We start from the raw sequence: 23,704 nt of genomic DNA on the forward strand, positions 1-23,704 counted from the left end.
GCCACGGGCGTTTTTGGTCTCGGTGCGGGAAAACTGCGCTAACCACCCCTGACCTTTCCGGCGAGGCGCGGTTCACGTTCCAACTCGACCCCGAAGCGGCGGCGCACCTCCCCCGCCACACGATCGGCAAAGGCCAGCAGTTCCATCGCGCTGCCACCACCATGATGCACCAGCACCAGGGCCTGGCGATCATGGACCCCGAAATGCCCCTCCCGCCAACCCTTGAAGCCGCAGCGTTCGATCAGCCAGCCGGCGGCCAGCTTGATACGCCCCCCCGGCTGGGGAAAGCCGGGCATGTCGGGATAGGCCGCACGCAGGGCCTCGGCTTGAATCGCCGGCACCAGAGGGTTCTGAAAGAAGCTGCCGGCATTGCCCAGCACCTCGGGATCCGGAAGCTTTTCGCGGCGGATCGCACAGACCGCCTCGGCCACCTCCAGCGGTGTAGGCGTGGCACCGATCCGGCTTGCCAGATCGCCGTAGCCAAGCCGGGGATGCGGCCGGCGCGAGAGGCGCAGGACCAGCCGGGTGATCACCACCCGGCCATCCAGCCCCCGCTTGAAGATGCTGTCGCGATAGCCGAAGGCACAATCGTCGACGCCAAGCACCACCTCGCGGCCATCGTCAAGATGCAGCAGGTGCACCGTCTCGAGGACCTCGGCAAGCTCCACACCATAGGCGCCGATATTCTGGATCGGAGCGGCTCCGCAGGTGCCGGGGATCAGCGCCAGGTTCTCCAGGCCCCAGAAGCCGTGGCGGGCTAGGGCCATCACCAGTTCGTGCCAGACCACCCCGGCCTCGACATGGACCCGGACGGCCTCGCCGGCCGTTTCCTCCAGCCACCAGTCGGTCATGGCGGGCTGCATCACCAGTCCGGGCAGGCGCTCGGGGAGGATCAGGTTGCTGCCACCACCCAGCACGGTCAACGGCCACCCATACTGTCGCACCCAGACCAGCACCTCGCGAAGCTGGCCAACCGTTCTCGGTGCCACGAAGCGTTCGGCCCGGCTAGGCAGGCTCAGGGTATTGGCCGAGGAGAGATCATGATCGTACAGGATAGCCAGGCTCAAGCGTCGGCCTCCAGGCGCCGACGCAACTCCTCCACCAGACCGCGGGAGGCAGCCTCGACGAGGTCGAGCACTTCCTCGAAGCCCTGGTCACCCCCGTAGTAGGGGTCCGGCACGGCACGACCACGGTGGCCGGCGAAGTCGAGCAAGAGCCCGACATGCGCCTGGCAGCCCACCGGCCGACACTCCTCGAGGACCACCAGGTTATCGTGATCCATGGCCAGCAGATAGTCGAAGCGTGAAAAGTCGGCAGCGTCGAGTTGACGGGCCCGCAGCGCGGATAGATCGAGTCCTCGGGAGGCGGCCGCCGCGCGAGCCCGGGCGTCGGGCGCCTTGCCCACATGCCAGGCGCCGATGCCACAGGAGTCGACCACGACACGCTCGGCGAGCCCGGCCTCCTCGAGGTGACGACGGAGCATTCCCTCGGCGGTGGGGGATCGACAGATATTGCCCAGGCAGATGAAAAGCACGCGCATCACCGCCCTCCTCCTTCGCGATTCAGTAACTCGCGGACCCGCGCGAGATCCTCGGCGGTGTCCACGCCGGCAGGGTGTGGCTGGCTGGCCAGGGCCACCTGGATGGCATGTCCATGGTGCAGGGCCCTAAGCTGCTCGAGTTGCTCCAGCTGTTCCAGCGGTGAGGGGGCCCAATCGCCGTACTCGGCCAGGAAGCTCGCCCGATAGGCGTAGAGACCGATATGGCGTAGCCAGACATCGCTCTCGAGACGCTCGGGTCGGATGGCGAAGGCGTCTCGATCCCAGGCTTCTCGATCCCAGGGAATAGGGGCCCGGGAAAAGTACAATGCCCGTCCCGACAGCGCCCGCACCACCTTGACCACATTAGGGTTGAACAGGGTATCGATGTCGCCGATGGGCTCGGCGAGGGTGGCGATGGCGGCGCCGGGATCGTCGAATAGCCGCGCCGCCACCTGGTCGATCAAGGCCGCGGGAATCAGCGGCTCGTCACCCTGGACATTGACCAGCACGGCCTCATCGGCCAGCCCGAGCCGCTCGGCCACCTCGGCCAGGCGGTCGGTGCCCGACGGATGATCTTTTCGGGTCATGACCACCTCGGCCCCGAGCGGTTCGAGCGCCGTGCGGATGCGCACATCATCGGTGGCCACCACCACGCGGGCGGCGCCACTCTCGCCGGCCCGTCGCCATACATGGGCGATCATGGGCTCGCCGGCGATCTCGAGCAGGGGCTTGCCGGGCAGTCGCGTCGAGGCGAAGCGCGCCGGGATCACCGCGATGAACTCGCTCATGGTCCCTTCCCTCACGCCTTGCCACCGCGCCCGGGAGAGCTCGGTAGCTTCTCGTCCACCGTCATGACCCTGGCCTCCTCGGGCAGCATCACCGGGATGCCGTCGCGCACCGGATAGGCCAGGCCATCATAGTGACAGCGCAACTCCCCCGCCTCCCGGTCATACTTCAGCTTGCCCTTGCACAGCGGGCAGACCAGCATCGCCAGTAGTTCCTTGTCCATCGTTACGCCTCCGTGATCAGCAACGGCGCTGCGCCTGGGCAGCGCCTACATGTTCAAAGCGTCGCCAGGCGATCCTCCAGCCAAGCGATGAAGCCGGGATCGGGCTGCGCCTCTACCTCCAGTACCCAAGCCTCCCCCGGGACCAGGCCACGGCACTTGACCGCGTCCTTGGCGGTCATCACCACGGGACGATCATCCCCGAACGCCAGGTCCGCTGCTCGGTAGCGGTGGTGGTCGGCGAAGGGATGCGGAAGCACTTCGAGGCCGAGCTCTTCCAGAGTCTCGAAGAAGCGAGCGGGGCGACCGATGCCGGCCACAGCATGCACCGACCCCACGAAGGGCGGTGGCCTCAGTGGTCGACGCGGCCCGCACGCCAGCGGCCGCCAGCCCACCGGCGCCAGCGACATGCGGTGGCTGCCTGCCGGTACCGAAAAGCTCGCCTCTCCGTTGACCACCACCGCATCCACCGCGGCGAGCCTTGAGAGCGGTTCGCGCAGGGGGCCGGCAGGCAGGCAGCGGCCGTTGCCGAACCCACGCCGACCGTCTACCACTATCAGCGCCAGGTCACGCCCCAGCGCCAGGTGCTGGAGACCGTCATCACTGATCAGGATATCGCAGCCCGCCTCGATCAGCCGCCTGGCCCCGCGTGGACGCTCCGGGTCGACCACCACCGGTCGGCCGGTCTGGTCGGCCAGCATCCGTGGCTCGTCGCCGCTCTCGGTCACCGGTGTCGCCGGCTCGAGCAGCAGTGGATAATGCCGCGACCTGCCGCCATAGCCCCGGGAGAGGATCCCCGGCCGCCACCCCCGTGCCGCGAGATAACGGGCCAGCCAGGTCACCAGTGGTGACTTGCCGGTCCCTCCCAGGGTGATATTGCCCACCACGATCACCGGGACCGGGACGTGCCAGACCGCACGACGCCCGCTGGCATAGGCCGCGGCTCGTCGCCGGAGCGCCGCCCGGTAGAGTCCCTCGAGGGGGCGCAGCAGTCCAAGCCAGCCGGCCCCGCGATAGGCGGCCTCCAGCCAGCGATCACCCAGCGACCGCGTCATGAGACCGGGGCCTCCTGGAACTGCAGGCGATGCAGCGCCGCATAGGCGCCATCCCGGGCCAGCAGCTCGGCATGGCTGCCCTGCTCGACGATCTCGCCCTGCTCCATGACCAGGATGCGATCGGCCCGCTCGATGGTCGAGAGGCGGTGGGCGATGACTAGAGTGGTCCGTCCTCGACAGACCTCCTCCAGGGCTGCCTGGATATGGCGCTCCGACTCGGTGTCCAGCGCCGAGGTGGCCTCATCGAGGATCAGGATCGGCGCGTTCTTGAAGATCGCCCGGGCGATCGCCAGACGCTGGCGCTGCCCGCCGGAGAGCATGACGCCGTTGTCCCCGACCACGGTGGCATAGCCTCCCGGCAGGCGCTCGATGAACTCGTGAGCATGGGCGGCCCGGGCGGCGGCCTCGATCGCCGCCGGGTCGGCCTGGGGCTCGCCGTAGGCAATGTTGTCGGCGATGCTGGCGTTGAACAGGGTCACCTGCTGAGAAACCAGTGCCATCTGCCGGCGCAGGGGGGCCAGGCGATACTCCTCCACGGGTACCTCGTCGATCAGGACGCGTCCGGCGGTGGGCCGATAGAAGCGCGGCAGCAGGCTAACCAGGGTCGACTTGCCGCTGCCGGAACGGCCGACGATGGCCACCATCTCGCCCCGGTCCACCGCCAGATCGATGCCCTTGAGCACCTCGGGCTGGTCCTCCCCATAGGCAAAGCGCACGTCCTCGAAGCGGAGGTATCCCTCGAGCCGGCCGGGCTCCCGGGTGCCCACGTCGGGCTCGGTCGGCGCCTCCAGCAGGCCGAAAAGCTCACCGGCGGCGGCGATCCCCTTCTGGATCTCGCTGTTGATCTCGGTGAGCTGGCGTACCGGCTTGGCCATCAGCGAGGCCGCGGTGATGAAGGCCACGAACTCCCCGGCCGTCATATCGGCCATCAGCGCCGGTGCCATGGCCAGCCATACCAGCACCGCCAGCGACAGGGCCACCAGCAGTTGGATCACCGGCGTGCTGGTGGCCTTGGTCAGCGCCTCCTTCATGCTCTGGCGTCGATTGGCCTCACTGGCCGCGGCGAAGCGCGCCTTCTCATAGCCTTCCGCCCCGTGGGTGCGCACCACCCGGTAGCCGGAGAGGGCCTCCGAGGCGACATGGGTCACGTCCCCCATGGAGCGCTGGATGCGCCGGGAGATGCGCCGAAAGCGCTTGCTGGTATAGCGGACCACGCCGCCGATCAGCGGCGTCACCGCCAGAAACAGCAGGGTCAGCATCCAGTTGGTCCACAACAGGTAACCCACGAGCCCGATCACGAACAGGCCTTCGCGCAGCAGGATGGTGATGGCCCTGGTGGCCGCCCCGGTGACCTGCTCGACATGGTAAGTGACCCGCGAGATCAGATGGCCGGTGGAGTGGGTATCGAAGAAACGCCCCGGCAGGTGCAGCATGTGATTGAAGACGTCGCAGCGCAGGGCGTGCACCAGGTTGCGCGCCACGGTGCTCATGAAATAGGTGCCGAGGAAGGTGCCGAGGCCACGGGCGGCAAACATGCCCACCACGAACAGCGGCAGGAAGAGTCGGAAGGCGGCATCAGGCTCCTGGATGCCATCGATCAGGCGCTTCATCATCTCGGCCAGCGCCGTGCTCGAGGCGGCATAGATGACATAGCCAACAAGGGCTAGGGCGAAGGCACGCCAGTGGGGCCTGACATAGCCCAGCAGGCGCCGGTAGAGGGTCCAGCCGGAGTGTTCGATCACGGTGTCTCCGCTTGTGTGGATGTCTGAGCGCGGGTGGCGATGCGCACGCGCTCGATGCCGAGTCCGCCGGCCCGATCCAGTACCCGTACCACATCGGCATGGGCGGCTCGGGCATCGGCTTCCACCACCAGGCCATGGGCCCGGGCGCGCTCGACCTGCCTGGCCAGGGCCTCGGTCAGGGCGGCCTCGCCAAGGGTCCGCTCGCCGACACGGTACTCCCCTTGTGCCGTGACCACCACGGTCAGCGGCGAGACCGGCAGCGCGCCTCCGGCACGGCTCTCCGGCAATGCGAGCTCCAGGGCCTGGCGGGTCTCGAAGGTGGTCGAGACCATGAAGAAGATCAGCAGCAGGAAGACCACATCGATCAGCGGCGTGAGGTTCACCTCCACCGGGTCCCGACGCGTGCGGGGAAACTTCACGGCTGCTTCACCCGGGAAGCGGCATGCCCGTCGGCGGCCAGTGGATCACGCGCTGGATGGCCTTGGTCATGCCGCTCGGCCAGGGTCAGCTCACCCGGATAATGGGCCAGGAACTCGACTACCTGACCGGCCTGCTCCTCCATGCGCACCGTGATATCCTCGACGCGGCGCTGGAAGTAGCGGTGGAACATCAGCGCGGGAATCGCCACGGTCAGGCCCGCCGCCGTGGTGACCAGAGCCCGGGAGATCCCCCCCGCGAGATCGGCGGTCCGGTTGGCCCCGTCACCGGCGACGATGACCGAGAACACCTCGATCATGCCCACCACGGTGCCCAGCAGGCCGATCAGTGGCGTGATGGCGGCGATGGTGCCCAGGGGGCTCAGGAAGCGCTCCATATCGTGGATCACCGCGCCGGCGGCCTCCTCGAGGCGAAAGCGGACCTGCTCGTGACCGAGCCGGGCATTGCGCAGCCCGGCCGCCAGCACTCCCCCCAGCGGGGAGTGGCTCTCCAGCCAGTAGAGGTTGACCTGTCCCCGGGCCACCAGACCACAGACCTCCTGCCCGAGTCCACGGGGGGCGATGCGGCCCGCGCGCAGCGACCACAGGCGCTCGATGATGATCGCCGTGGCCGCGAGCGAGCAACCCAGCAGGGGAAGCATCAGCCAGCCTCCGGCGATCAGTGCATCCAGCATGTTCATGGCAGTCGACTCCCTGGCACGGTCACCGGATCGCCCGGTCGGTAGCGGGCGATTCTAACGCAAGGCAGCCGCCTTCGACACCGCCTGCCCGCCAGGGGGCGGTGCGCTCGGCCCGCACCCGGGACGAGGCGGGGCCTCCGAGGTACAGGGTCACGGCGCCATCGCGCCCCGTGAACCACAGGCAGCTTCCCACTTCCCGGAAGCGGCGAACCACCCGCTCGGCCGGATGACCGAAGGGATTGTACCGGGCCGCGCTGAAGATCGCATGGCGGGGCGCCAGGCGCCTGACCAACTGCACGCCGGAGCTGGTGTGGCTGCCGTGATGGCCCACCACCAGCACCGTCACCGGACCGTCGATGCGTTCCAGGAAGGCGCGCTCGACCTGCCGGCCGGCATCCCCGGTCACGACCAAGCGGTGGGAACCGGCCCGTACCTCGAGCACGCAGGAGCGGTCGTTGGAGGTCAGGGGACCGGCCTGCACCGGGGGCCAGAGCGCCCGGAATTCCACGCCGTCCCGCCGCCAGGCGAGACCCGCGACACAGTGCTGGATCGGTACCGCTACCGGTGCCCCCGGGGGTGCCAGCCAGCGGTCGACCCGATGTGCGGCGAGCAGGGCCGGCACCCCACCGGCATGATCCAGATCGGCATGGCTGACGATGACATCGTCGAAACGCTGCCCCGGCCCCCACAGCGATGCCAGCGGCATGAAGCCGGAGCCGAAGCGCGGACCGGTATCGACCAGCGCCCGATAGCCGGCAGTACGCAGCTCCACCAGCTGGCCCTGGCCGACATCGTGCACCCGCACGCGCAGTACCCCGGGCATCAGGGTCGGCGACGTGGCGAGCAGAGGGATCAGGACCAGCAGCACGCTGCCGGCCAGGCGCAACCGCCGCTCGAGTCCCGGCAGGGCCCACAGCAGGCTGATCGCTCCCAGGGCCAGCGCCAGCGGCAGGAGGCGATCGGGGGCCGGCACCCGGAGGGGCAGCCATGCCACGGTTACCTCGAGCACCGCGGCCAGCACCGTCACCAACCCGCCGAACAGCCACCAGCAGAGGTCCGACAGGGGCGACAGCCAGGCCAGCAGCCAGCCGAGCAGCCCCAGTGGCACCATCAGGCTGCTGACCAGCGGAACGGCGATCAGGTTGACCAGCGGGGCGGCCGGGGCGACGCGTGAGAAGGCCAGCAGCCCGGCCGCCGCCATCAAGGGCGCCAGCAGCAGTTGGGAACGCACTAGGGCGAGGACCCAGCCCCGCACGCCTCGGGGCCGAGGGCGCCCTTGCCAGACCAGGATCAACAGAGCCACCGCGACGAAGGAGAGCCACAGGCCGGGACGCCAGGCCGAGAGAGGGTCCAGCAGCAACACCATGGCCAGGGCCAACCACCAGGCCTGCCAGGGGCCCGGCGCATGACGCCCGCTGGCAACCCACAGCCCGACCAGGGTCATGACCATGGCGCGCAGTGCCGGGGGTTCCAGCCCCGCCAGCCAGGCGTAGCCAACCGCTGCAGCCCCGGCGAGCCACCAGGGCCAGACGGCCAGGCGCCAGACACCGGGCGTGACGCACCGGGCCAGGCCCCGGCAGAGCCCCAGCATGCAGGTGGCCACCAGCCCCACATGCAGGCCCGAGATCACCATCAGGTGCGTGGTGCCGCTGGCATTGAGCAGGTCCCAGTCCTCGCGGGTCAGCCGCTCGCTGGCCCCCAGCGTCAGGGCGGCCAGCCAGCGTGCGCTACGCGCCTCGAGATCATGGCTGGCCAGATGCTCGAGCGCCGCCTGTCGCAGCCGGACCCCGGAGGTGGCCAGCCGTTCGGGGGCCGGGTCCCGGCGCACATAGCCGGTGGCCTGGATGCCTTCCCGCCACAGCCAGGCCCGATAGTCGAACGCATGAGGATTAGCGAAGCCCGTGGGAGGGCGCAACCGGACCATCAGGCGCCAGCGCTCGCCGACCGCCATGTCCGGCGCTTCGAAGGCGCTTAACCGCACTCGCTTGAGCCTTTCGCACGAGGGAAGCCCCGCGTCCAGGGGACGACAGGCCTCGATCTCGAGGCGCAGGCGTGACAGCCGGGCCTCCCGACTCACCGCGACCAGACGTCCCTCCAGTACCAGGTCCTGGCGGGTCAGGCCCTCGGCAAGCTCGCCACCCCGTACCATCAGTAGCTGGCCGGCGAGGCTCAGCACCACCAGCGTGAGCAGCATGCCGAACCACTGCCTCGCGGCCAGCAGAACCAGCAGCCAGAGCCCGAGCCCCTGGAGCAGCGCGGCGCTGGCAAGATGGCCCGTCAGTACGCCCCCTAGGGTGGCGAGGGCCAGGGGAATGGCGATCCCGCCGCATCGCATGACATCATCCCTGATCGGCGCCATGGCCTTTGCCTGGCGCCCCTACGGAAAGCACGCCAGCGGCCATCATGGCGAGACACTCAGCTAGTATGGATAATAGCTCAGGTCCCGAAGCCGCGAGCCCGTCGACATGCCGCGCCGACTCCTGCAGCGCTATCTGCCTCACCCCGAGACCCTCCGGCGCCAGCGTTCACTGCGCTGCGTGAGTCACCTGACCGACACCCCCTCCCTGTGGCTCCTGTCGCGGCGAAGCGTCGCCAATGCCTGCTTCGTGGGACTGTTCAGCGCCCTGCTGCCGATCCCCTTCCAGATGCTGGTGGCGGCCGGTGGTGCCTGGCTGGTGCGCTGCAACCTGCCGCTCTCGGTGGGCCTGGTATGGATCACCAATCCCCTGACCATGCCGCTGATCTACTACGGTAACTACCGGCTCGGCGCCTGGCTGCTCGATGCGCCGGTGCGGGCGGCTCCGGAGCGGCTCAGTACCCAGTGGGTGGCCGAGCAGCTGCTGGACATCCTCCCCGCCCTGATGACGGGCTCGGTGGTCGCGGCGGTGGTCGTCGGCTTGGCCGGCAACCTGATCATCCGGCTGCTGTGGCGCTGGCAGGTCTCACGCAGCTGGAAGCGGCGCGCGCGGCGCCGCCGGCAGCGTCACGCCAGCCGGGACGAGGCCCGCGGCTCCGACCCGGAGCGTGCCTGAGGTCGGCGGGGAGGTCCTCGCGGCAGCGACGTTGGACGCTAGGCGTGACGGGCCTGTTCGGCGAGACGCCCGCCATCGAGCCTCAGGACCCGGTCCTGATGGGCGGCCAAGGCGGGATCGTGGGTGACGATGACGAAGGCACAGGCCGCCGTGACGGCGAGTCCATCCATCAGCGCCAGGATGCTGGCGGCCGTGGCCTGGTCGAGATTGCCGGTGGGCTCGTCCATCAGCACCAGGCTGGGATCGGTGACCAGCGCCCGGGCGATGGCCACCCGTTGACGTTCCCCCCCGGAGAGCTCACCGGGCTTGTGATCCGCCCGCTCCTGCATGCCCACCTTGTCCAGCAGTTCACGGGCCAAAGCCTCGGCGGCCTTCTTGCGCTGTCCGCGCACAATCAGCGGTAGGGCGGCGTTCTCCAGGGCGGTAAACTCCGAGAGCAGGTGGTGGAACTGGTAGACGAAGCCGATGTGGCGATTGCGGAAACGCCCCAGGGCGGCTTCCCCCAGCGAGAGCAGCGACTCCCCGGCGATCCGCACCTCCCCACGGGTGGGACGGTCCAGCCCACCGAGCAGGTTGAGCAGAGTCGTCTTGCCGGACCCGGAACTGCCCACGACCGCAACGCGCTCGCCGGCCCGCACCCGCAGCTCGAGACCATCCAGCACCGTCACGTCGCGCGGGCCCTCCCGATAGACCCGGGTCAGGTCGCGGCACTCGAGCATCACCTCGCGTATGGCGGGGGCGGTCTCCGACTGACGTGTCATGGCCGTCTCATTCATAGCGCAGCACCTCGGCAGGCTGGACCCGTGCCGCCTTCCAGGCGGGGTACAGGGTTGACAGGAAGGTCAGGACGAAGGCCGCCGCGACGATGTTGCGCACATCTGTCCAGTTCAGGCGCGACGGCAGGTCGCTGATGAAGTAGACCCCGGCATCGAGGAACTGGATGCCCAGGACCGTCTCCAGGAAGGCGATGACATCGGCGATGGTCAGGGCCAGCAGGACTCCGAGGCCCACCCCCACCAGGATGCCGATCACCCCGATCGCCACGCCCTGGACCATGAAGATGCCCATGATCGACCGCGGGGTGGCGCCGATGGTGCGCAGGATGGCGATGTCGGCATGCTTGTCGGTGACCACCATCACCAGGGTGGAGACGATGTTGAAGGCCGCCACGGCGATGATCACCGTTAGCAGCAGGGCGATCATGCGCTTCTCCATCTGGATCGCCTGGAAGAGGTTGCCGTAGGAGTAGGTCCAGTCGAAGCCGCGATAGCCCGGTCCCAGGTCATCGATGATCGCCCGGGTGACGCTGCCGGCCTGGAACAAATCCTCCAGCTCGAGGCGCAGCCCCCCCACCGCATTACCCAGGCGGGCTAGGGTCTGCATGTCCTCCAGGTGGGCATAGGCCATGCTGGCATCGAGGTCCGCCCCGACACTGAAGATGCCGCTTACGGTAAACCGCTTCAGGCGCGGGAAGACCCCCGCTGGCGTGATCGAGGCCTCGGGGACCAGCAGGGTCACCTGGTCGCCCACCGTTACCCCCAGGCGGCGGGCCAGGATCGCGCCCAGTACGATGTTCCACTCCCCCGGCGCCAGGTCATCGAGACGCCCTCGGGACATGTTCTCGTCGATGATCGATACCCGCTGTTCCCACGCCGGCTCGATGCCATTGACCATGGCACCCTCGTTGCGCCCCCCCACCGAAAACATACCCTGCTGCTGCACATAGGGGGCCGCCCCGATGACCTGATCCCGCTGCGTCAGGCGCTCGGCCAAGGGCTGCCAGTCGGTGAGGCCGCCTGGGGCCTCGATTCGGGTATGCGGCACCATGCCCAGCACCCGGGTGCGCAGCTCGTGGTCGAAGCCATTCATTACCGACAGCACCAGGATGAGCACGGCGACGCCGAGCATCAGGCCCAACATGGAGGTCAGGGAGATGAAGGAGATGAAATGGTTGCGACGCTTGGCGCGCACATAGCGCAACCCGATCAGCAAAGGCAGACGGTCGAGCATGGGATCGTTCCTTGTCGGCGGGCGCCCATGGTACGGCTTTTCGATCGCCCCTGCATCGCCGTCAGGCGCGATTTGCGCGATCCTTGCATCATGGAAGACATCGCCCTACATTCGCCGACGCGGCCTGTCGCCGCCCTGTTGACCGCTTCGCAAGAGATCCCGCTCCATGGCCAACCGCCTGCTACCCGAATGGACTCCCCAGGACGCCGTGCTGCTGACCTGGCCAGGCCCCGACAGTGACTGGGCTCCCCTGCTCGAGCGCATCGAGGCCACTCTCGAGGCCATGGTCGTGGCCATCACCCGCTACCAGTCCGTGCTGATCGCCGTGCCGGACGCCGCGACCCGCACCCACCTGACCAAGCGCTTTGGCTGGCTCGGGGTCCCGGACCATCGCCTGCGACTGGTCGTCGCACCGGCCGACGACACCTGGACCCGGGACCATGGCCCGCTGGCCGTGTCGCAGGATGGTACCTCGCGACTGCTCGACTATGTGTTCACAGGCTGGGGCGGCAAGTACGCGGCGACCCTCGACAATACCCTGACCCGTCGCCTCGCCGAGGCCGGCCTGTTCGCCTGTCCGGTGGAGGCCCGCGAGCTGGTACTCGAAGGGGGAGCCCTCGAGACCGATGGCGAAGGCACGCTGCTGACCACCGAGGCCTGTCTGCTCAACCCCAATCGCAATCCCCAGCTCGACCGGACCGCCTTGGAGGCGCGACTAAAGACCGAGCTGGGGGTCTCGCGGATTCTGTGGCTCGCCCACGGGCACCTGGAAGGCGACGACACCGACAGTCACGTGGACACCCTGGTACGCTTCTGCGACCCCGCGACCCTCGCCTATGTGCGCTGCGACGATCTGGCCGACCCGCACTTTCCGGCGCTGGCCGCGCTGGAGGAGGAGCTACGTGCCCTGCGTCGCGCCGACGGTGAGCCCTACCGCCTGATCCCGCTGCCCTGGCCCTCGGCCTGCTACGACCCGGTGGACGGTCATCGCCTGCCGGCGACCTACGCGAACTTCCTGATCATCAACGGCGCCGTGCTGGTGCCGATGTACGGCGATGCCGCCGACAGCCGGGCCCTGGCCGCCCTCGGCGAGGCCTTCCCGAAACGGGACATCATCCCCATCGACTGCCTCAGCGTGATCCGCCAGCACGGCAGCCTCCACTGCCTGACGATGCAACTGCCCACGGGCTGTCTGAGCCCCGTCACCCCGCAGCCCCCTCAAGGAGAGTTCCCATGACCCGTACCCTCAAGGCCGGCCTGGTCCAGCAACCCGCCTGGCCCGACAAGCAGCGCAGCCTGGACGAGAGCGAGGCCGGGATCCGCGAGCTGGCCGCGGCCGGGGCCGAGCTAGTACTGCTGCAGGAGCTGCACGCCACCCACTACTTCTGCCAGTACGAGGACACCGAGCTGTTCGACCTGGCCGAGCCCCTGGACGGTCCGAGCGGTCGCCGCCTGGCGGCCCTGGCGGCCGAGCTCGGCATCGTGCTGGTGGGCTCGCTGTTCGAGCGCCGGGCCCCCGGTCTCTATCACAATACCGCAGTGGTCTACGATGGCGACCGGGGTCGCGTCGGGCACTATCGCAAGATGCACATTCCCGACGACCCGGGCTTCTACGAGAAGTTCTACTTCACACCCGGCGATCACGATGCAGCACGCGCCCAGGGCTTTACGCCCATCGACACCTCGGTGGGCCGGCTCGGGGTGCTGGTCTGCTGGGATCAGTGGTATCCCGAGGCCGCGCGGCTGATGGCCCTGGCCGGGGCGGAGCTGCTGCTCTATCCTACCGCCATCGGCTGGCATCCCCCCGACGACGAGGACGAGAAAGCCCGCCAGAAGGATGCCTGGACCCTCATCCAGCGCGGTCACGGTGTCGCCAACGGCCTGCCGGTGATCGTCGCCAACCGGGTGGGACATGAGCCGGATCACTCGGGTGTCAGTCCGGGCATCGACTTCTGGGGCGGCAGCTTCATCTGCGGTCCCCAGGGCGAACTGCTGGCCCATGCCGGGCAGCAGGCCGAACGGCTGCTGGTGACCCTGGACATGACGCGCGGTGAGGAGGTACGACGGATCTGGCCCTACCTGCGGGACCGGCGCATCGACGCCTATGGGGACCTGACGCGGCGCTATCGGGATTGAGCGCGCCGAGCGCCGAGCGCCGAGCGCCGAGCGCCGAGCGCCGAGCGCCGAGCGCCGAGCAGGATGATGCCACCGGCAATGCTGGCATCAACGAAGAAACCCCGCCGGACTCGACATCCGGCGGGGTTTCTCATGGACTTCTTCGATACCGGCTGCTCGTCACAGAGCAGCTCGGCGCTTGCAGCTTGGCGCTTACTTCCAGAAATCCCGGATCGAGGCGATGCCCTGAGCGCCCACGGCGCGGGCATGGTTGGCATCATGCCGGGTCATGCCGCCCAGGGCGAAGACCGGCATACCGGCATGCTCGACCAGCTGCTGGAAGTCATGCCAGCCGATGGGCGCCACCTCCGGATGCGACGGGGTGGTACGCAGTGGCGACAGGGTCACGAAGTCACAGCCGATGCGATGGGCCCGAGCGAGCTGCGCGCGATCATGGGTGGAGGCAGACAGCCACTTACCCTCGGCCAGGGGGCGGCGCTCCAGACTCATCAGCCGCTCGCTGGTGAGGTGGAGGCCGTCGGCGTCCACCGCTTCCAGCAGCGACGGCTCCCCGTTCAGCACCAGGCGCGCGCCATACCGTCGGCACAGCGCCAGGGCGCTGTCCGCCCGGGCCAGATAGGCGGTTTCCTCGAGAGCCTTGTCACGCAGTTGTACCAGGCGAACCCGGTCTTCCGCGAGGGCCCGCTCCAGCCGCTCCAGGAAACGCGTCTCATCGGCCTCCTCGCCGGTGATCAAAAACTCGGTCGGCAGCATCACGGCGCGCAGGATCGGCAGGTTCGCCGCCGGGAAAGGATACTTGCCCAACTCGTCCATGGACACCCAGCGCACCGCCTGGCCTTCGCGCCCGAAGGGCTCGCCGGCGAACTCGTGGACCTGCCACACATCCAGCAGGATGTGCTTGTCGGAATACTCGTGATGGATCCGGATCAGCGGCTGGGCGCGGCGGATCTCCACGCCGAGTTCCTCATGCAACTCGCGCTTGAGGGCCTCGAGCCCCGTCTCGTAGGGTGCCAGCTTGCCCCCGGGAAACTCCCAGAGACCGCCATGGTCCACGTTGGACGGCCGCCGGGCGATGAGCACCTCGCGACCGTCGGCACTGATGATGGCGGCGGCCGCCACATGCACCCTTCTCTTCACCATTGCGTTCATTCACCTTTCCAACTTGTCCGCGGCGTGTCAGCCGTCATGGAATCTGAGTCTGGCTGGCGGCCGCCATCGACGCCCGTCAGCTACGATAGTCGGCATTGATCGAGACGTAGTCATGGGACAGGTCCGACGTCCAGACCGTCGCCGCCTGTCCGCCACGCCCCAGGTCGATGCGAATGCAGATCTCCTCCCGGCCCATCACCGCACTACCGGCCTCCTCGGTATAGCCTGGTGCCCGTCCCCCCGCCTCGACCAGGCGCACCTCGCCCAGGTCAATGATCACCCGGGAAACATCGAAGGCCTCCACCGGGGCTCGCCCGATCGCGGCCAGGATGCGCCCCCAGTTGGCGTCACTGGCGTACAGCGCGGTCTTGACCAGCGGCGAGTGGGCCACGGTGAAGGCCACGTCCAGCGCCTCGCGGCGCGAGACGGCACCCTCCACCTGCAGGGTGACGAACTTGGTCGCCCCCTCGGCGTCACGAATGATCGCCTGGGCAAGCTCGGTCATGACCCGCTGCAGGCCATCGCGAAAGCCCCTGACCGCCTCCTCGCTCGCCACTTCGGCCCCACGCCCGGTGGCGATCAGCATGCAGGCATCGTTGGTGGAGGTATCGCTATCCACGGTGATGCAGTTGAAGGTGCGATCGACGGTCTCGCGCAGCAGCGCGTCGAGCAGTGACTGCTCGACGGCGGCATCGGTGGCCACGAAGGCCAGCATGGTCGCCATGTCGGGCTTGATCATGCCCGAGCCCTTGGCGATACCGTTGATCGTCACGCTGTCATCGCCCAAGGGGACGATCACGCTGGCGCCCTTGGGTCGGGTGTCGGTGGTCAGGATCCCCTCGCCTGCTTCGTGCCAGCCGACGGGGCCGTCGTCGAGCCCCTGCAGCGCTGCCGGTAGGCCGGCCAGCAGACGCTCCATCGGCAGCGGCTCGCCGATCACGCCGGTGGAGAACGGCAGCACGGCCTCCGCGTGCGTGCCGGCCAATCGAGCCAACTCGGCACAGGTGGCCCGGGCATCGCGAAGCCCGATCTCGCCGGTCCCGGCATTGGCATTGCCGGTGTTGATCACCAGGTAGCGCGGCCCCTGACCACGAACGCTGCAGATTGCCAAGTGCTCCTTGGCGACGATCACCGGCGCCGCGCAGAAGGCATTACGGGTGAAGGTCCCGGCCACACGCGCGCCGTCGGGAATCTCGATCACCACCAGGTCACGGTGGCTGGGCTGCTTGATGCCGGCCCGTGCGGTGCCCAGCCGCAGCCCCTCGATCACCGGCATGGCCGGAAAGCTGGCTTCGCCCACTGCCATCGTCTCGTCTCCTGTCTGAATTTACCTCGAGCGTCGAGCGTCGAGCTTCGAGCTTCGAGCTTCGAGCTTCGAGCAGGATGATGCCCTGCGCCTCGCGGCTCGCGGCTCGCAAGCCCGTAGCCCAGCTCAGCTCAGCTTGCCGCAACACTGCTTGAACTTCTTGCCTGACCCGCACGGACAGGGATCGTTGCGCCCGACCTTGGGTCCCTCGCGGCGCAGCGGGCGACCATCGGCTCCCGGAGCCGGCACGGCCTCCGCTGATGCCTTCCGGTCGCTGGCAGATGGCGCCTCGTGGCGGCTGGCCGCGGCCGTCTTGTCTCGCGCCAGGGTCTCGCGACGCTGGCGTTCAAGCTCCTCGACCTCCTCGGGTCGACGCACCTGGACATGGCTGAGGATCCGCGTGACGTCGGCCTTGATATTGGTCAGCAGGGTCTGGAACAGCTCGAAGGACTCGCGCTTGTACTCCTGCTTGGGGTTCTTCTGGGCATAGCCGCGCAGGTGGATACCCCGGCGCAGATGGTCCATGGACTGCAGGTGTTCCTTCCAGCGCGTGTCCAGCACCTGCAGCATCACCTGCTTCTCGAAGCGACGCATCAACTCGGGGCCGGCGGCCGCCACCTTGGCCTGGTAGGCCTCGCGGTGCATGGCATGCAGGCGCTCCCGAAGCTGCTCCTCGTGGAACCGCTCGTCCTGCTCGGCCCACTCCACCACCGGTGCGTCGAGGTTGAACTCGGTCTTGAGGTAATCCTGCAGGCCGGGCAGGTCCCATTGCTCCGGGAGGCTCTGGGGCGGCACGAATTCGCTGATCGCCTCACCGAGCACCTCCTCGCGGATGCCCATGACGTTGTCGGAGACATCGTCGGCAGCGAGGATCTCGTTGCGCTGCTCGTAGATCACGCGACGCTGATCGTTGGCCACGTCGTCGTACTCAAGCAGCTGCTTGCGGATGTCGAAGTTGCGACCTTCCACTTTCTTCTGGGCCCGCTCCACCGCATTGGAGACCATCTTGTGCTCGATGGCCTCGCCGCGCTCCAGGCCCAGCGCCTGCATCAGGCGCTGCACCCGGTCGGAGCCGAACAGGCGCATCAGGTTGTCTTCCAGCGACAGGAAGAAGCGCGTCGAGCCCGGATCACCCTGGCGACCGGCGCGGCCGCGCAGCTGGTTGTCGATGCGCCGGGACTCGTGGCGCTCGGAGCCGACCACATGCAGGCCGCCGGCCGCCAGCACCGCCTCATGGCGTGCCAGCCAGTCACGCTTGAGCTGCTCTATCTGGGCCTCATCGGGAGCATCGAGCTTGGCGGCCTCCGCTTCCCAGTTGCCACCCAGCACGATATCGGTACCGCGGCCGGCCATGTTGGTGGCAATGGTGATGGCTCCGGGACGACCGGCCTGAGCGATGATCTCGGCCTCGCTTTGGTGCTGCTTGGCATTGAGGACATTGAACGCCATCCCCGCCTGCTTCATGAGGCCTGCCAGGTACTCGGAGGTCTCGATGGAGGCCGTGCCCACCAGCACCGGCCGACCCGCCTCGGTCTGCGCCTTGACATCCTCGATGATCGCCTCGAACTTTTCCTCGGCGGTCAGGTAAACAAGATCGTTCAGGTCCTCACGGATCAGCGGTTTGTTGGTGGGAATCACCACCACATCCAGGCCGTAGATCTGGCGGAATTCGAAGGCCTCGGTGTCGGCGGTGCCGGTCATGCCCGACAGCTTCTCGTAGAGACGGAAGTAGTTCTGGAAGGTCGTGGAGGCGAGCGTCTGGCTCTCGCGCTGGACGGGCACTCCCTCCTTGGCCTCCACCGCCTGGTGCAGGCCCTCGGACCAGCGCCGACCGGGCATGCTGCGGCCGGTATGCTCGTCGACGATCACCACCTGGCCGTCGTTGACGATGTAGTCCACGTCACGATGATAGAGGTGACGCGCGCGCAGGGCGGAATGCATGTGCTGCAGCAGGTTGAGGTTCTGGGCGGCGTAGAGGGAGTCCTCCTCACCCAACAGGCCCTCGCCGCGCATCAGTTCTTCGACCCGATGGTGGCCCTGCTCGGTCAGCTCCACCTGCTTCTGCTTCTCGTCGAGGAGGAAGTCGCCGCTCTCAGGATCCTCCTCGTCGCTGCACTGCGCCAGGTGGCGCGCCAGACGGTCGACGACCTTGTAGAGCTCGGTGTTCTCGTCGACCGCGCCGGAGATGATCAGTGGCGTTCTCGCCTCGTCGATGAGGATGGAGTCCACCTCATCGACAATCGCGAAGTGCAGCCCACGCTGGACCTTGTCCTCCAGGGAGAAGGCCATGTTATCGCGCAGGTAGTCGAAACCGAACTCGTTGTTGGTGCCGTAGGTGATGTCACAGCCGTAGGCGGCACGCTTCTCCTCGGCGGTCTGGCCGGCATAGATGGTACCCACCGAGAGGCCGAGGAACTCGTAGAGCGGACGCATCCACTCGGCGTCACGGCGGGCCAGATAGTCGTTGACCGTCACCACATGGACGCCCTTGCCCGGCAAGGCATTGAGGTAGACCGCCAGGGTCGCCACCAGGGTCTTGCCTTCGCCGGTCTTCATCTCGGCGATTCGTCCCTCGTTGAGGGTCATGCCGCCGATCAGCTGCACATCGAAATGCCGCATCCCCATGATCCGCTTGCTGGCCTCGCGAACGGTAGCGAAGGCATCCTGCAGCAGCGCCTCGAGACTTTCACCGGCCTCGAGCCGCTCGCGGAAGGCGTCGGTGCGGGCCTGCAGGGCCGCGTCGTCGAGGGTCTCGAGTTCCGGCTCGAGGGCCGTGACGTTCGCCGCCTGGCGGTTCATTCGCTTGACTTCACGGTCGTTCTTCGAGCCGACGACCTTGCGTAACAGGTTGTTGATCATGACGCATCCAGTAACTGCGTGTGGCATGCGGCCGCCGGACGCGGCCGCGCTCGAGTATCCGGGTCACGCCACACGCGGCGGGCCGCGTCGCGTCAGCACGTCCTGAGCCGCCACGGCGCGCCGCAAGGGGGCCGAGAGACGGCGTGGCTCGAGACCATGTTGCCCGACGCGCGGCACGCGGCGGTGATCCCGGCGCAGGGCGCACCGCCGCGCCCGAAGGTGCGTACGCGCACGAATCAACGCCGGTGCCAGGATGCAGATCTGGGCGAGACGCTCGGCGGGACGCAGGTGCTCGACCTGGGCCAGTCCTGCCGGCAGCAGACAGCCGACCAGCAGACCCGCCCACCACCAGCGGGCCGGACGGCGCTCCGGCGGCCGGCGCTCGCCCCGTGAAGGCGCCACGGCTGGCGAACGGATATCGGCGGTGAGGGTCGGCATGGCTGTCGAGGAACTCCCGTTACGTGCTAGGCTTTCGCGGTTCTTCCTTGGTGATGCCTGGCCGTCGTGGTGAAATGTGTCCCACGGCAGGCGACACCCGGGGCCCTCCCCGAGAATCAAGCTGATGAGTATAAAGGTTAAGCGGTTCCGCGCACAGCCCATGTCCCGCCTCCTGGAGGGCCGGGGCGAGCTAGGGCCCCTGATGCGCACGGCGAACCTGATCGAGACGGCACAACGCCACCTGCGTGATCACCTGCCCGAGGAGATGCGCGCGCATGTCTTCGTGGGCGGTTACCGCCAGGGACGCCTGACATTGATCACCGACCGGGCCGTCTGGCTGACTTGGCTCCGTTACGAGCAGCCACGCCTTCTGGCCGTGCTGCATGAACTGTCGGGCTTCGAGGCGGTCGCGTCCTTCACCCTGAAGGTTCGCCCGGTGCGCCCACCCACTCCCCCCTTGCGGCAGACACGCCACCTCCCGGCCCGGGCAGCCGACGAACTCTCGAGCTGCGCCGCCGAGGTGGACGACCCGCGCCTCCGGCGCGCCCTGGAACGCCTCGCCTCACACGCCGAACGCGAGCCGTAAGCCCGAAGCCCGCATTATCCCAGCCTGATATGAAACAACCCCGCTGGCAGGCCCAGCGGGGTTGTTTGTCTTCAAGCTTCCGGCCACGAAGCGGCGCTCTTCCCACTTACAGCTGCCGGCGAAGCCGGGGCTCAGGCCATGGCGGGTGCCGCATAGGAGATCGGTGACGCCTGGGCCTCATCCTCGAAGGTCACGACCTCCCAGGCCTCGGGCTGTGCCAACAGAGCGCGGCACAGCTCGTTGTTGAGGGCATGACCGGACTTCACACCGCGAAACTCACCGATCAGGCTGTGCCCCAGCTGATAGAGGTCACCGATAGCATCCAGCACCTTGTGCTTGACGAACTCGTCGTCGTAGCGCAGCCCCCCCTCGTTCACGATGCGATAGTCATCGACCACGATGGCATTGTCGAGGCTCCCCCCCAGCGCCAGGTTATGGGAGCGCAGGTACTCGAGATCGCGCATGAAGCCGAAGGTCCGTGCGCGCGACACCTCCTTGACGAAGGAGGTGGTGGAGAAATCCACCATGGCAGTCTGCTTCTGGTCTTCGAAGACGGGATGATCGAAGTTGATGGCGAACGAGACCTTGAAGCCCTGATGGGGAAGGAAGATCGCCTCCTTGTCACCCTCACGCACCACGATCTCGCGCTTGATGCGAATAAACTTCTTCGCCGCCCCCTGCTCGGCGATCCCGGCCGACTGAATCAGGAACACGAAGGGCCCGGCGCTGCCATCCATGATCGGCACCTCGGGGGCGCTGACATCGACATAGGCATTGTCGATGCCCAGGCCGGCGAAGGCCGACATCAGGTGCTCCACGGTAGCCACCTTCGCCCCGTCGGCGGAAAGCGCTGTGCACAGGGTCGTATCGGTGACGTTCTCGGCGCGAGCCGGGATCTGCACCTCGGGTTCCAGATCGGTGCGCACGAAGACGATACCGGTGTCGACCGGTGCCGGCCGCAAGGTCAGGTAGACCTTCTTGCCGGAGTGCAGGCCGACACCGGTGGCGCGGATGACATTCTTGAGAGTGCGTTGTCTGATCATGGGCAGTCGCCGAGCAGTGTTGGTTATCAAACACCGTTCACTATAGCACCAAACACGCGTTTCAACAAAAGTCTGCGCACCCTCCATCGACTATGTCATCGATAGACCGGCTTAATCGGCCTGACGCCTCAGGAAGGCCGGGATATCCAGATAGTCATCGAGCTCCTGGGCCTTGCGCTTCTCGGCCTGTTGACGGGGTGCCTCCTGGGGTTCCGCCTTGGTGGCAGTCGACGGCGTGCGGCCAGCGACGGCCTGCTGGCGGCGGTACTCGGGATTGGGGCGACGCATGGTCTCCCGGGGGGCCGCTTTCTGGCGCTTCTGCTGGCCGTCCAAGCCGGCGGCCACCACGGTGACGCGCAGTTCGTCGGTCATCTCCATGTCGATGGAAGTACCGACCACGATGGTGGCATCCTGGGAGGCAAACTCCTGGACGGTGGCCCCCACGTCGTTGAACTCACCGATGGACAGGTCCGGGCCGGCGGTGATGTTCACCAGGATCCCGCGGGCACCGTGAAGGTCGATGTCTTCGAGCAGCGGGCTGCGGATCGCCTTCTCGGCGGCTTCCCGGGCGCGATTCTCGCCGATGGCGCCGCCGGTGCCCATCATCGCCATGCCCATCTCGGACATCACGGTACGCACATCGGCAAAGTCGACGTTGATGATGCCGGGACTGGTGATCAGCTCGGCGATCCCCTGTACGGCCCCCAGCAGCACATCGTTGGCGGCACTGAAGGCCGTGAGCAGGGTCGCGCTCTTGCCCAGCACCGAGAGCAGCTTCTCGTTGGGAATGGTGATCAGGGAGTCGACATGCTCGGAGAGCTCTTTCATGCCCTCCTCGGCCGCGCGCATGCGCTTGGGCCCTTCGAAGGGGAAGGGGCGGGTGACCACCGCCACGGTGAGAATCCCTAGCTCCTTGGCGACCTGGGCCACCACGGGCGCCCCGCCGGTGCCGGTCCCCCCGCCCATGCCGGCGGTGATGAACACCATGTCGGCCCCGGCGAGCAGCTCGGCGATGCGCTCACGATCCTCCATGGCCGCCTGGCGACCGACATCGGGATCGGCACCGGCACCCAGTCCCTTGGTGATCTCGCTACCGAGCTGAAGGACGGTCTTGGCCGCGACCCGCTTCAGTGCCTGGGCATCGGTGTTGGCGCAGATGAACTCGACGCCTTCGATGCTGCTTTCGACCATGTGATTGACGGCATTGCCGCCACCGCCACCGACCCCGATGACCTTAATGACCGCACTGCTTGAGGGTGCGCTATCTACCAGTTCGAACATTTGCCCCGTCTCCTGGACCGTGTGCACGGCCCTGTCAGAAATTTCCTTTCAACCAGCCCTTGAACCTTGCCAGCGCCGGTATCCCGCCCCCGGATCCGCGCCGGGTGACGTCCTCGCGTCTTGACTGTGCCGTGATCGCTCCACCCTGCCCCTGACGGGCCTCCGATAGAGCGTACTGTAGCAAACCGACACCCGTCGAATAAATCGGGTTGCGCACCACATCGGCCAGCCCCCGGACATTCTGAGGACAGGCGATCCGCACCGGCATATGGAAGATCTCCTCGGCCAGTTCCACGACCCCTTCCATGCGCGAGGTCCCCCCGGTCAGGACCACGCCGGCGGCGACCATGTCCTCATAGCCACTGCGCCGCAGCTCGTCGCGTACCAGGGTGAACAGCTCCTCGTAGCGCGGCTCGACCACCTCGGCCAGGGACTGCCGGGACAGGTCCCGGGCGGGTCGATCCCCGACGCTGGGCACCTTGATCATTTCATCGCTGGCGGCCAGCTGAGTCAGCGCGCAGGCATACTTGACCTTGATCTCCTCGGCATGCTGGGTCGGGGTACGCAGCGCCATGGCGATGTCGTTGGTGACCTGGTCGCCGGCGATGGGAATCACCGCGGTATGGCGGATGGCCCCTTCGGTGAACACCGCGATGTCGGTGGTCCCGCCGCCGATGTCCACCATGCACACGCCGAGCTCGCGCTCGTCCTCGGTCAGCACGGCATGACTGGACGCCAGTTGCTCGAGAATGATGTCATCCACCTCGAGGCCACAGCGGCGTACACACTTTTCGATGTTCTGTACCGCATTCAGCGCCGCGGTCACCAGGTGAACGCGCGCCTCGAGACGCACCCCCGACATGCCCAGCGGTTCGCGAATGCCGCCCTGGGTATCGATGGCGAACTCCTGAGGAAGCACATGCAGGACGCGCTGTCCCTCCGAGATCGCACGTGCGCGGGCGGAGTCGATCACCCGGTCGATATCGGAGGAGGCCACCTCGCGCTCCCGGATGGCGACCACGCCGTCGGAGTTCATGGAGCTGATGTGACTGCCGGCGATACCCACATAAACCGAGTGGATGTCACAGCCGGCCATGAGCTCGGCCTCCTCGACGGCACGCTGGATCGACTGCACCGTGGACTCGATGTTGATCACCACGCCCTTCTTCATGCCACGTGAGGGATGAGAGCCGATACCGGCAATCTCGATCCCGCCGTCATCGGTGGGCTGGCCCACGATCGCCACGACCTTGGATGTTCCGATATCCAGCCCGACTACCATATTGGACGCATTGGAGGGACCTGCCATGAGTCGGGAATTCTCCTCGAACCTGACCCGCTGCGGGGAAATTCGCTGAAACGTGAGCTTGGTCACTGATTATAGGAACAAGCCTCCCTGCTCCA

At 67.5% G+C, this 23,704-nt stretch carries 22 protein-coding genes; 4 read left to right on the forward strand and 18 right to left on the reverse strand.

Annotation, left to right across the window (positions count from 1 at the left end):
* Window positions 1–38: 38 nt before the first annotated feature.
* The 9 genes from murB to FHR94_RS14120 are packed head-to-tail and all read right to left on the reverse strand — an operon-like array spanning window position 39 to window position 8,819.
* Complete coding sequence (gene murB / locus FHR94_RS14080; protein WP_183326381.1) at window positions 39–1,067, reverse strand: UDP-N-acetylmuramate dehydrogenase; 1,029 nt, start codon at window positions 1,065–1,067, stop codon at window positions 39–41.
* Window positions 1,064–1,540: a low molecular weight protein-tyrosine-phosphatase gene (locus FHR94_RS14085; protein WP_183326383.1), complete on the reverse strand. Its 477-nt coding sequence runs from the start codon at window positions 1,538–1,540 to the stop codon at window positions 1,064–1,066. Before FHR94_RS14085 ends, murB begins: the two co-directional genes overlap by 4 nt.
* The gene (gene kdsB / locus FHR94_RS14090; protein ID WP_183326385.1) at window positions 1,540–2,328 is read right to left on the reverse strand and encodes a 3-deoxy-manno-octulosonate cytidylyltransferase; all 789 of its coding nucleotides are present in this window, start codon (window positions 2,326–2,328) and stop codon (window positions 1,540–1,542) included. The genes FHR94_RS14085 and kdsB overlap by 1 nt, the downstream gene beginning before the upstream one ends.
* A gap of 11 nt (window positions 2,329–2,339) precedes the next feature.
* Window positions 2,340–2,549, reverse strand: a complete 210-nt coding sequence (locus FHR94_RS14095; protein ID WP_183326387.1) for a Trm112 family protein — start codon at window positions 2,547–2,549, stop codon at window positions 2,340–2,342.
* Window positions 2,550–2,602: 53 nt separating this feature from the next.
* Entirely contained in the window at window positions 2,603–3,601 is a 999-nt protein-coding gene (lpxK, locus tag FHR94_RS14100) for a tetraacyldisaccharide 4'-kinase (protein WP_183326389.1), read from the reverse strand.
* Complete coding sequence (gene msbA, locus FHR94_RS14105) at window positions 3,598–5,340, reverse strand: lipid A export permease/ATP-binding protein MsbA (protein ID WP_183326522.1); 1,743 nt, start codon at window positions 5,338–5,340, stop codon at window positions 3,598–3,600. The genes lpxK and msbA overlap by 4 nt, the downstream gene beginning before the upstream one ends.
* Window positions 5,340–5,762 (reverse strand): biopolymer transporter ExbD, encoded by a 423-nt coding sequence (locus tag FHR94_RS14110; protein WP_183326391.1) that lies wholly within the window; start codon window positions 5,760–5,762, stop codon window positions 5,340–5,342. Before FHR94_RS14110 ends, msbA begins: the two co-directional genes overlap by 1 nt.
* Complete coding sequence (locus FHR94_RS14115) at window positions 5,759–6,460, reverse strand: MotA/TolQ/ExbB proton channel family protein (protein ID WP_183326393.1); 702 nt, start codon at window positions 6,458–6,460, stop codon at window positions 5,759–5,761. Before FHR94_RS14115 ends, FHR94_RS14110 begins: the two co-directional genes overlap by 4 nt.
* Before the next feature lie 22 nt (window positions 6,461–6,482).
* Entirely contained in the window at window positions 6,483–8,819 is a 2,337-nt protein-coding gene (locus FHR94_RS14120; RefSeq protein WP_246389968.1) for a DNA internalization-related competence protein ComEC/Rec2, read from the reverse strand.
* A gap of 106 nt (window positions 8,820–8,925) precedes the next feature.
* Between FHR94_RS14120 and FHR94_RS14125 the strand changes: the two genes are divergently transcribed.
* On the forward strand, window positions 8,926–9,492 hold the full coding sequence (locus tag FHR94_RS14125) for a DUF2062 domain-containing protein (protein ID WP_183326395.1): 567 nt from the start codon (window positions 8,926–8,928) through the stop codon (window positions 9,490–9,492).
* A gap of 38 nt (window positions 9,493–9,530) precedes the next feature.
* Here FHR94_RS14125 and FHR94_RS14130 read toward each other — a convergent pair whose 3' ends face one another.
* Together FHR94_RS14130 and FHR94_RS14135 are read right to left on the reverse strand one after the other, a co-directional pair.
* Window positions 9,531–10,253 carry an ABC transporter ATP-binding protein gene (locus FHR94_RS14130; protein WP_425485386.1) on the reverse strand — a complete coding sequence of 241 codons (723 nt, stop codon included), beginning with the start codon at window positions 10,251–10,253 and terminating at the stop codon, window positions 9,531–9,533.
* A 7-nt stretch (window positions 10,254–10,260) separates the two neighbouring features.
* On the reverse strand, window positions 10,261–11,502 hold the full coding sequence (locus FHR94_RS14135) for a lipoprotein-releasing ABC transporter permease subunit (RefSeq protein WP_183326399.1): 1,242 nt from the start codon (window positions 11,500–11,502) through the stop codon (window positions 10,261–10,263).
* A 166-nt stretch (window positions 11,503–11,668) separates the two neighbouring features.
* Here FHR94_RS14135 and FHR94_RS14140 point away from each other — a divergent pair, with 166 nt between their 5' ends.
* Complete coding sequence (locus tag FHR94_RS14140; protein ID WP_183326402.1) at window positions 11,669–12,739, forward strand: agmatine deiminase family protein; 1,071 nt, start codon at window positions 11,669–11,671, stop codon at window positions 12,737–12,739.
* Window positions 12,736–13,638, forward strand: coding sequence for a carbon-nitrogen hydrolase (locus FHR94_RS14145; protein ID WP_183326404.1), 903 nt, complete (start codon window positions 12,736–12,738; stop codon window positions 13,636–13,638). Before FHR94_RS14140 ends, FHR94_RS14145 begins: the two co-directional genes overlap by 4 nt.
* A gap of 192 nt (window positions 13,639–13,830) precedes the next feature.
* On the opposite strand, the gene FHR94_RS14150 is transcribed toward FHR94_RS14145, so the two are convergent.
* From FHR94_RS14150 to FHR94_RS14165, 4 genes are all read right to left on the reverse strand, one after another.
* Window positions 13,831–14,778 (reverse strand): Nudix family hydrolase, encoded by a 948-nt coding sequence (locus FHR94_RS14150; protein WP_183326526.1) that lies wholly within the window; start codon window positions 14,776–14,778, stop codon window positions 13,831–13,833.
* An 85-nt stretch (window positions 14,779–14,863) separates the two neighbouring features.
* A complete protein-coding gene (argJ, locus tag FHR94_RS14155; protein ID WP_183326406.1) occupies window positions 14,864–16,093 on the reverse strand; it encodes a bifunctional glutamate N-acetyltransferase/amino-acid acetyltransferase ArgJ in 1,230 nt (409 codons plus the stop codon).
* Between the two features lie 126 nt (window positions 16,094–16,219).
* Window positions 16,220–18,952 carry a preprotein translocase subunit SecA gene (gene secA, locus FHR94_RS14160; RefSeq protein ID WP_183326407.1) on the reverse strand — a complete coding sequence of 911 codons (2,733 nt, stop codon included), beginning with the start codon at window positions 18,950–18,952 and terminating at the stop codon, window positions 16,220–16,222.
* Window positions 18,953–19,015: 63 nt separating this feature from the next.
* Window positions 19,016–19,390: a hypothetical protein gene (locus tag FHR94_RS14165; protein ID WP_221188490.1), complete on the reverse strand. Its 375-nt coding sequence runs from the start codon at window positions 19,388–19,390 to the stop codon at window positions 19,016–19,018.
* A 160-nt stretch (window positions 19,391–19,550) separates the two neighbouring features.
* Between FHR94_RS14165 and FHR94_RS14170 the strand changes: the two genes are divergently transcribed.
* A complete protein-coding gene (locus FHR94_RS14170) occupies window positions 19,551–19,976 on the forward strand; it encodes a DUF721 domain-containing protein (RefSeq protein ID WP_246389970.1) in 426 nt (141 codons plus the stop codon).
* 131 nt (window positions 19,977–20,107) lie between these two features.
* Here the strand turns inward: FHR94_RS14170 and lpxC are convergent, their stop codons facing one another.
* The 3 genes from lpxC to ftsA form a co-directional block, all read right to left on the reverse strand.
* On the reverse strand, window positions 20,108–21,019 hold the full coding sequence (gene lpxC / locus FHR94_RS14175; protein ID WP_183326411.1) for a UDP-3-O-acyl-N-acetylglucosamine deacetylase: 912 nt from the start codon (window positions 21,017–21,019) through the stop codon (window positions 20,108–20,110).
* A 111-nt stretch (window positions 21,020–21,130) separates the two neighbouring features.
* Entirely contained in the window at window positions 21,131–22,300 is a 1,170-nt protein-coding gene (gene ftsZ, locus FHR94_RS14180; protein ID WP_183326413.1) for a cell division protein FtsZ, read from the reverse strand.
* 34 nt (window positions 22,301–22,334) lie between these two features.
* Window positions 22,335–23,609, reverse strand: coding sequence for a cell division protein FtsA (gene ftsA, locus FHR94_RS14185; protein WP_183326415.1), 1,275 nt, complete (start codon window positions 23,607–23,609; stop codon window positions 22,335–22,337).
* Between the last annotated feature and the right edge of the window lie 95 nt (window positions 23,610–23,704).

The sequence above is a fragment of the Halomonas cerina genome, assembly GCF_014192215.1.
Classification (GTDB): Bacteria; Pseudomonadota; Gammaproteobacteria; order Pseudomonadales; family Halomonadaceae; genus Halomonas; species Halomonas cerina.

What these genes read in the sequence shown, in the direction of transcription:
- FHR94_RS14135 (WP_183326399.1), bottom strand. Translation starts at nt 11,502, where the DNA reads ATGCTCGACCGTCTGCCTTTGCTGATCGGGTTGCGCTATGTGCGCGCC.
- ftsZ (WP_183326413.1), bottom strand. Translation starts at nt 22,300, where the DNA reads ATGTTCGAACTGGTAGATAGCGCACCCTCAAGCAGTGCGGTCATTAAG.
- FHR94_RS14170 (WP_246389970.1), top strand. Translation starts at nt 19,551, where the DNA reads ATGTCCCGCCTCCTGGAGGGCCGGGGCGAGCTAGGGCCCCTGATGCGC.
- lpxK (WP_183326389.1), bottom strand. Translation starts at nt 3,601, where the DNA reads ATGACGCGGTCGCTGGGTGATCGCTGGCTGGAGGCCGCCTATCGCGGG.
- ftsA (WP_183326415.1), bottom strand. Translation starts at nt 23,609, where the DNA reads ATGGCAGGTCCCTCCAATGCGTCCAATATGGTAGTCGGGCTGGATATC.
- FHR94_RS14150 (WP_183326526.1), bottom strand. Translation starts at nt 14,778, where the DNA reads ATGGTGAAGAGAAGGGTGCATGTGGCGGCCGCCGCCATCATCAGTGCC.
- FHR94_RS14085 (WP_183326383.1), bottom strand. Translation starts at nt 1,540, where the DNA reads ATGCGCGTGCTTTTCATCTGCCTGGGCAATATCTGTCGATCCCCCACC.
- FHR94_RS14095 (WP_183326387.1), bottom strand. Translation starts at nt 2,549, where the DNA reads ATGGACAAGGAACTACTGGCGATGCTGGTCTGCCCGCTGTGCAAGGGC.
- FHR94_RS14115 (WP_183326393.1), bottom strand. Translation starts at nt 6,460, where the DNA reads ATGAACATGCTGGATGCACTGATCGCCGGAGGCTGGCTGATGCTTCCC.
- secA (WP_183326407.1), bottom strand. Translation starts at nt 18,952, where the DNA reads ATGATCAACAACCTGTTACGCAAGGTCGTCGGCTCGAAGAACGACCGT.
- lpxC (WP_183326411.1), bottom strand. Translation starts at nt 21,019, where the DNA reads ATGATCAGACAACGCACTCTCAAGAATGTCATCCGCGCCACCGGTGTC.
- FHR94_RS14120 (WP_246389968.1), bottom strand. Translation starts at nt 8,819, where the DNA reads ATGGCGCCGATCAGGGATGATGTCATGCGATGCGGCGGGATCGCCATT.
- FHR94_RS14140 (WP_183326402.1), top strand. Translation starts at nt 11,669, where the DNA reads ATGGCCAACCGCCTGCTACCCGAATGGACTCCCCAGGACGCCGTGCTG.
- FHR94_RS14125 (WP_183326395.1), top strand. Translation starts at nt 8,926, where the DNA reads ATGCCGCGCCGACTCCTGCAGCGCTATCTGCCTCACCCCGAGACCCTC.
- argJ (WP_183326406.1), bottom strand. Translation starts at nt 16,093, where the DNA reads ATGGCAGTGGGCGAAGCCAGCTTTCCGGCCATGCCGGTGATCGAGGGG.
- FHR94_RS14165 (WP_221188490.1), bottom strand. Translation starts at nt 19,390, where the DNA reads ATGCCGACCCTCACCGCCGATATCCGTTCGCCAGCCGTGGCGCCTTCA.
- kdsB (WP_183326385.1), bottom strand. Translation starts at nt 2,328, where the DNA reads ATGAGCGAGTTCATCGCGGTGATCCCGGCGCGCTTCGCCTCGACGCGA.
- FHR94_RS14130 (WP_425485386.1), bottom strand. Translation starts at nt 10,253, where the DNA reads ATGACACGTCAGTCGGAGACCGCCCCCGCCATACGCGAGGTGATGCTC.
- FHR94_RS14145 (WP_183326404.1), top strand. Translation starts at nt 12,736, where the DNA reads ATGACCCGTACCCTCAAGGCCGGCCTGGTCCAGCAACCCGCCTGGCCC.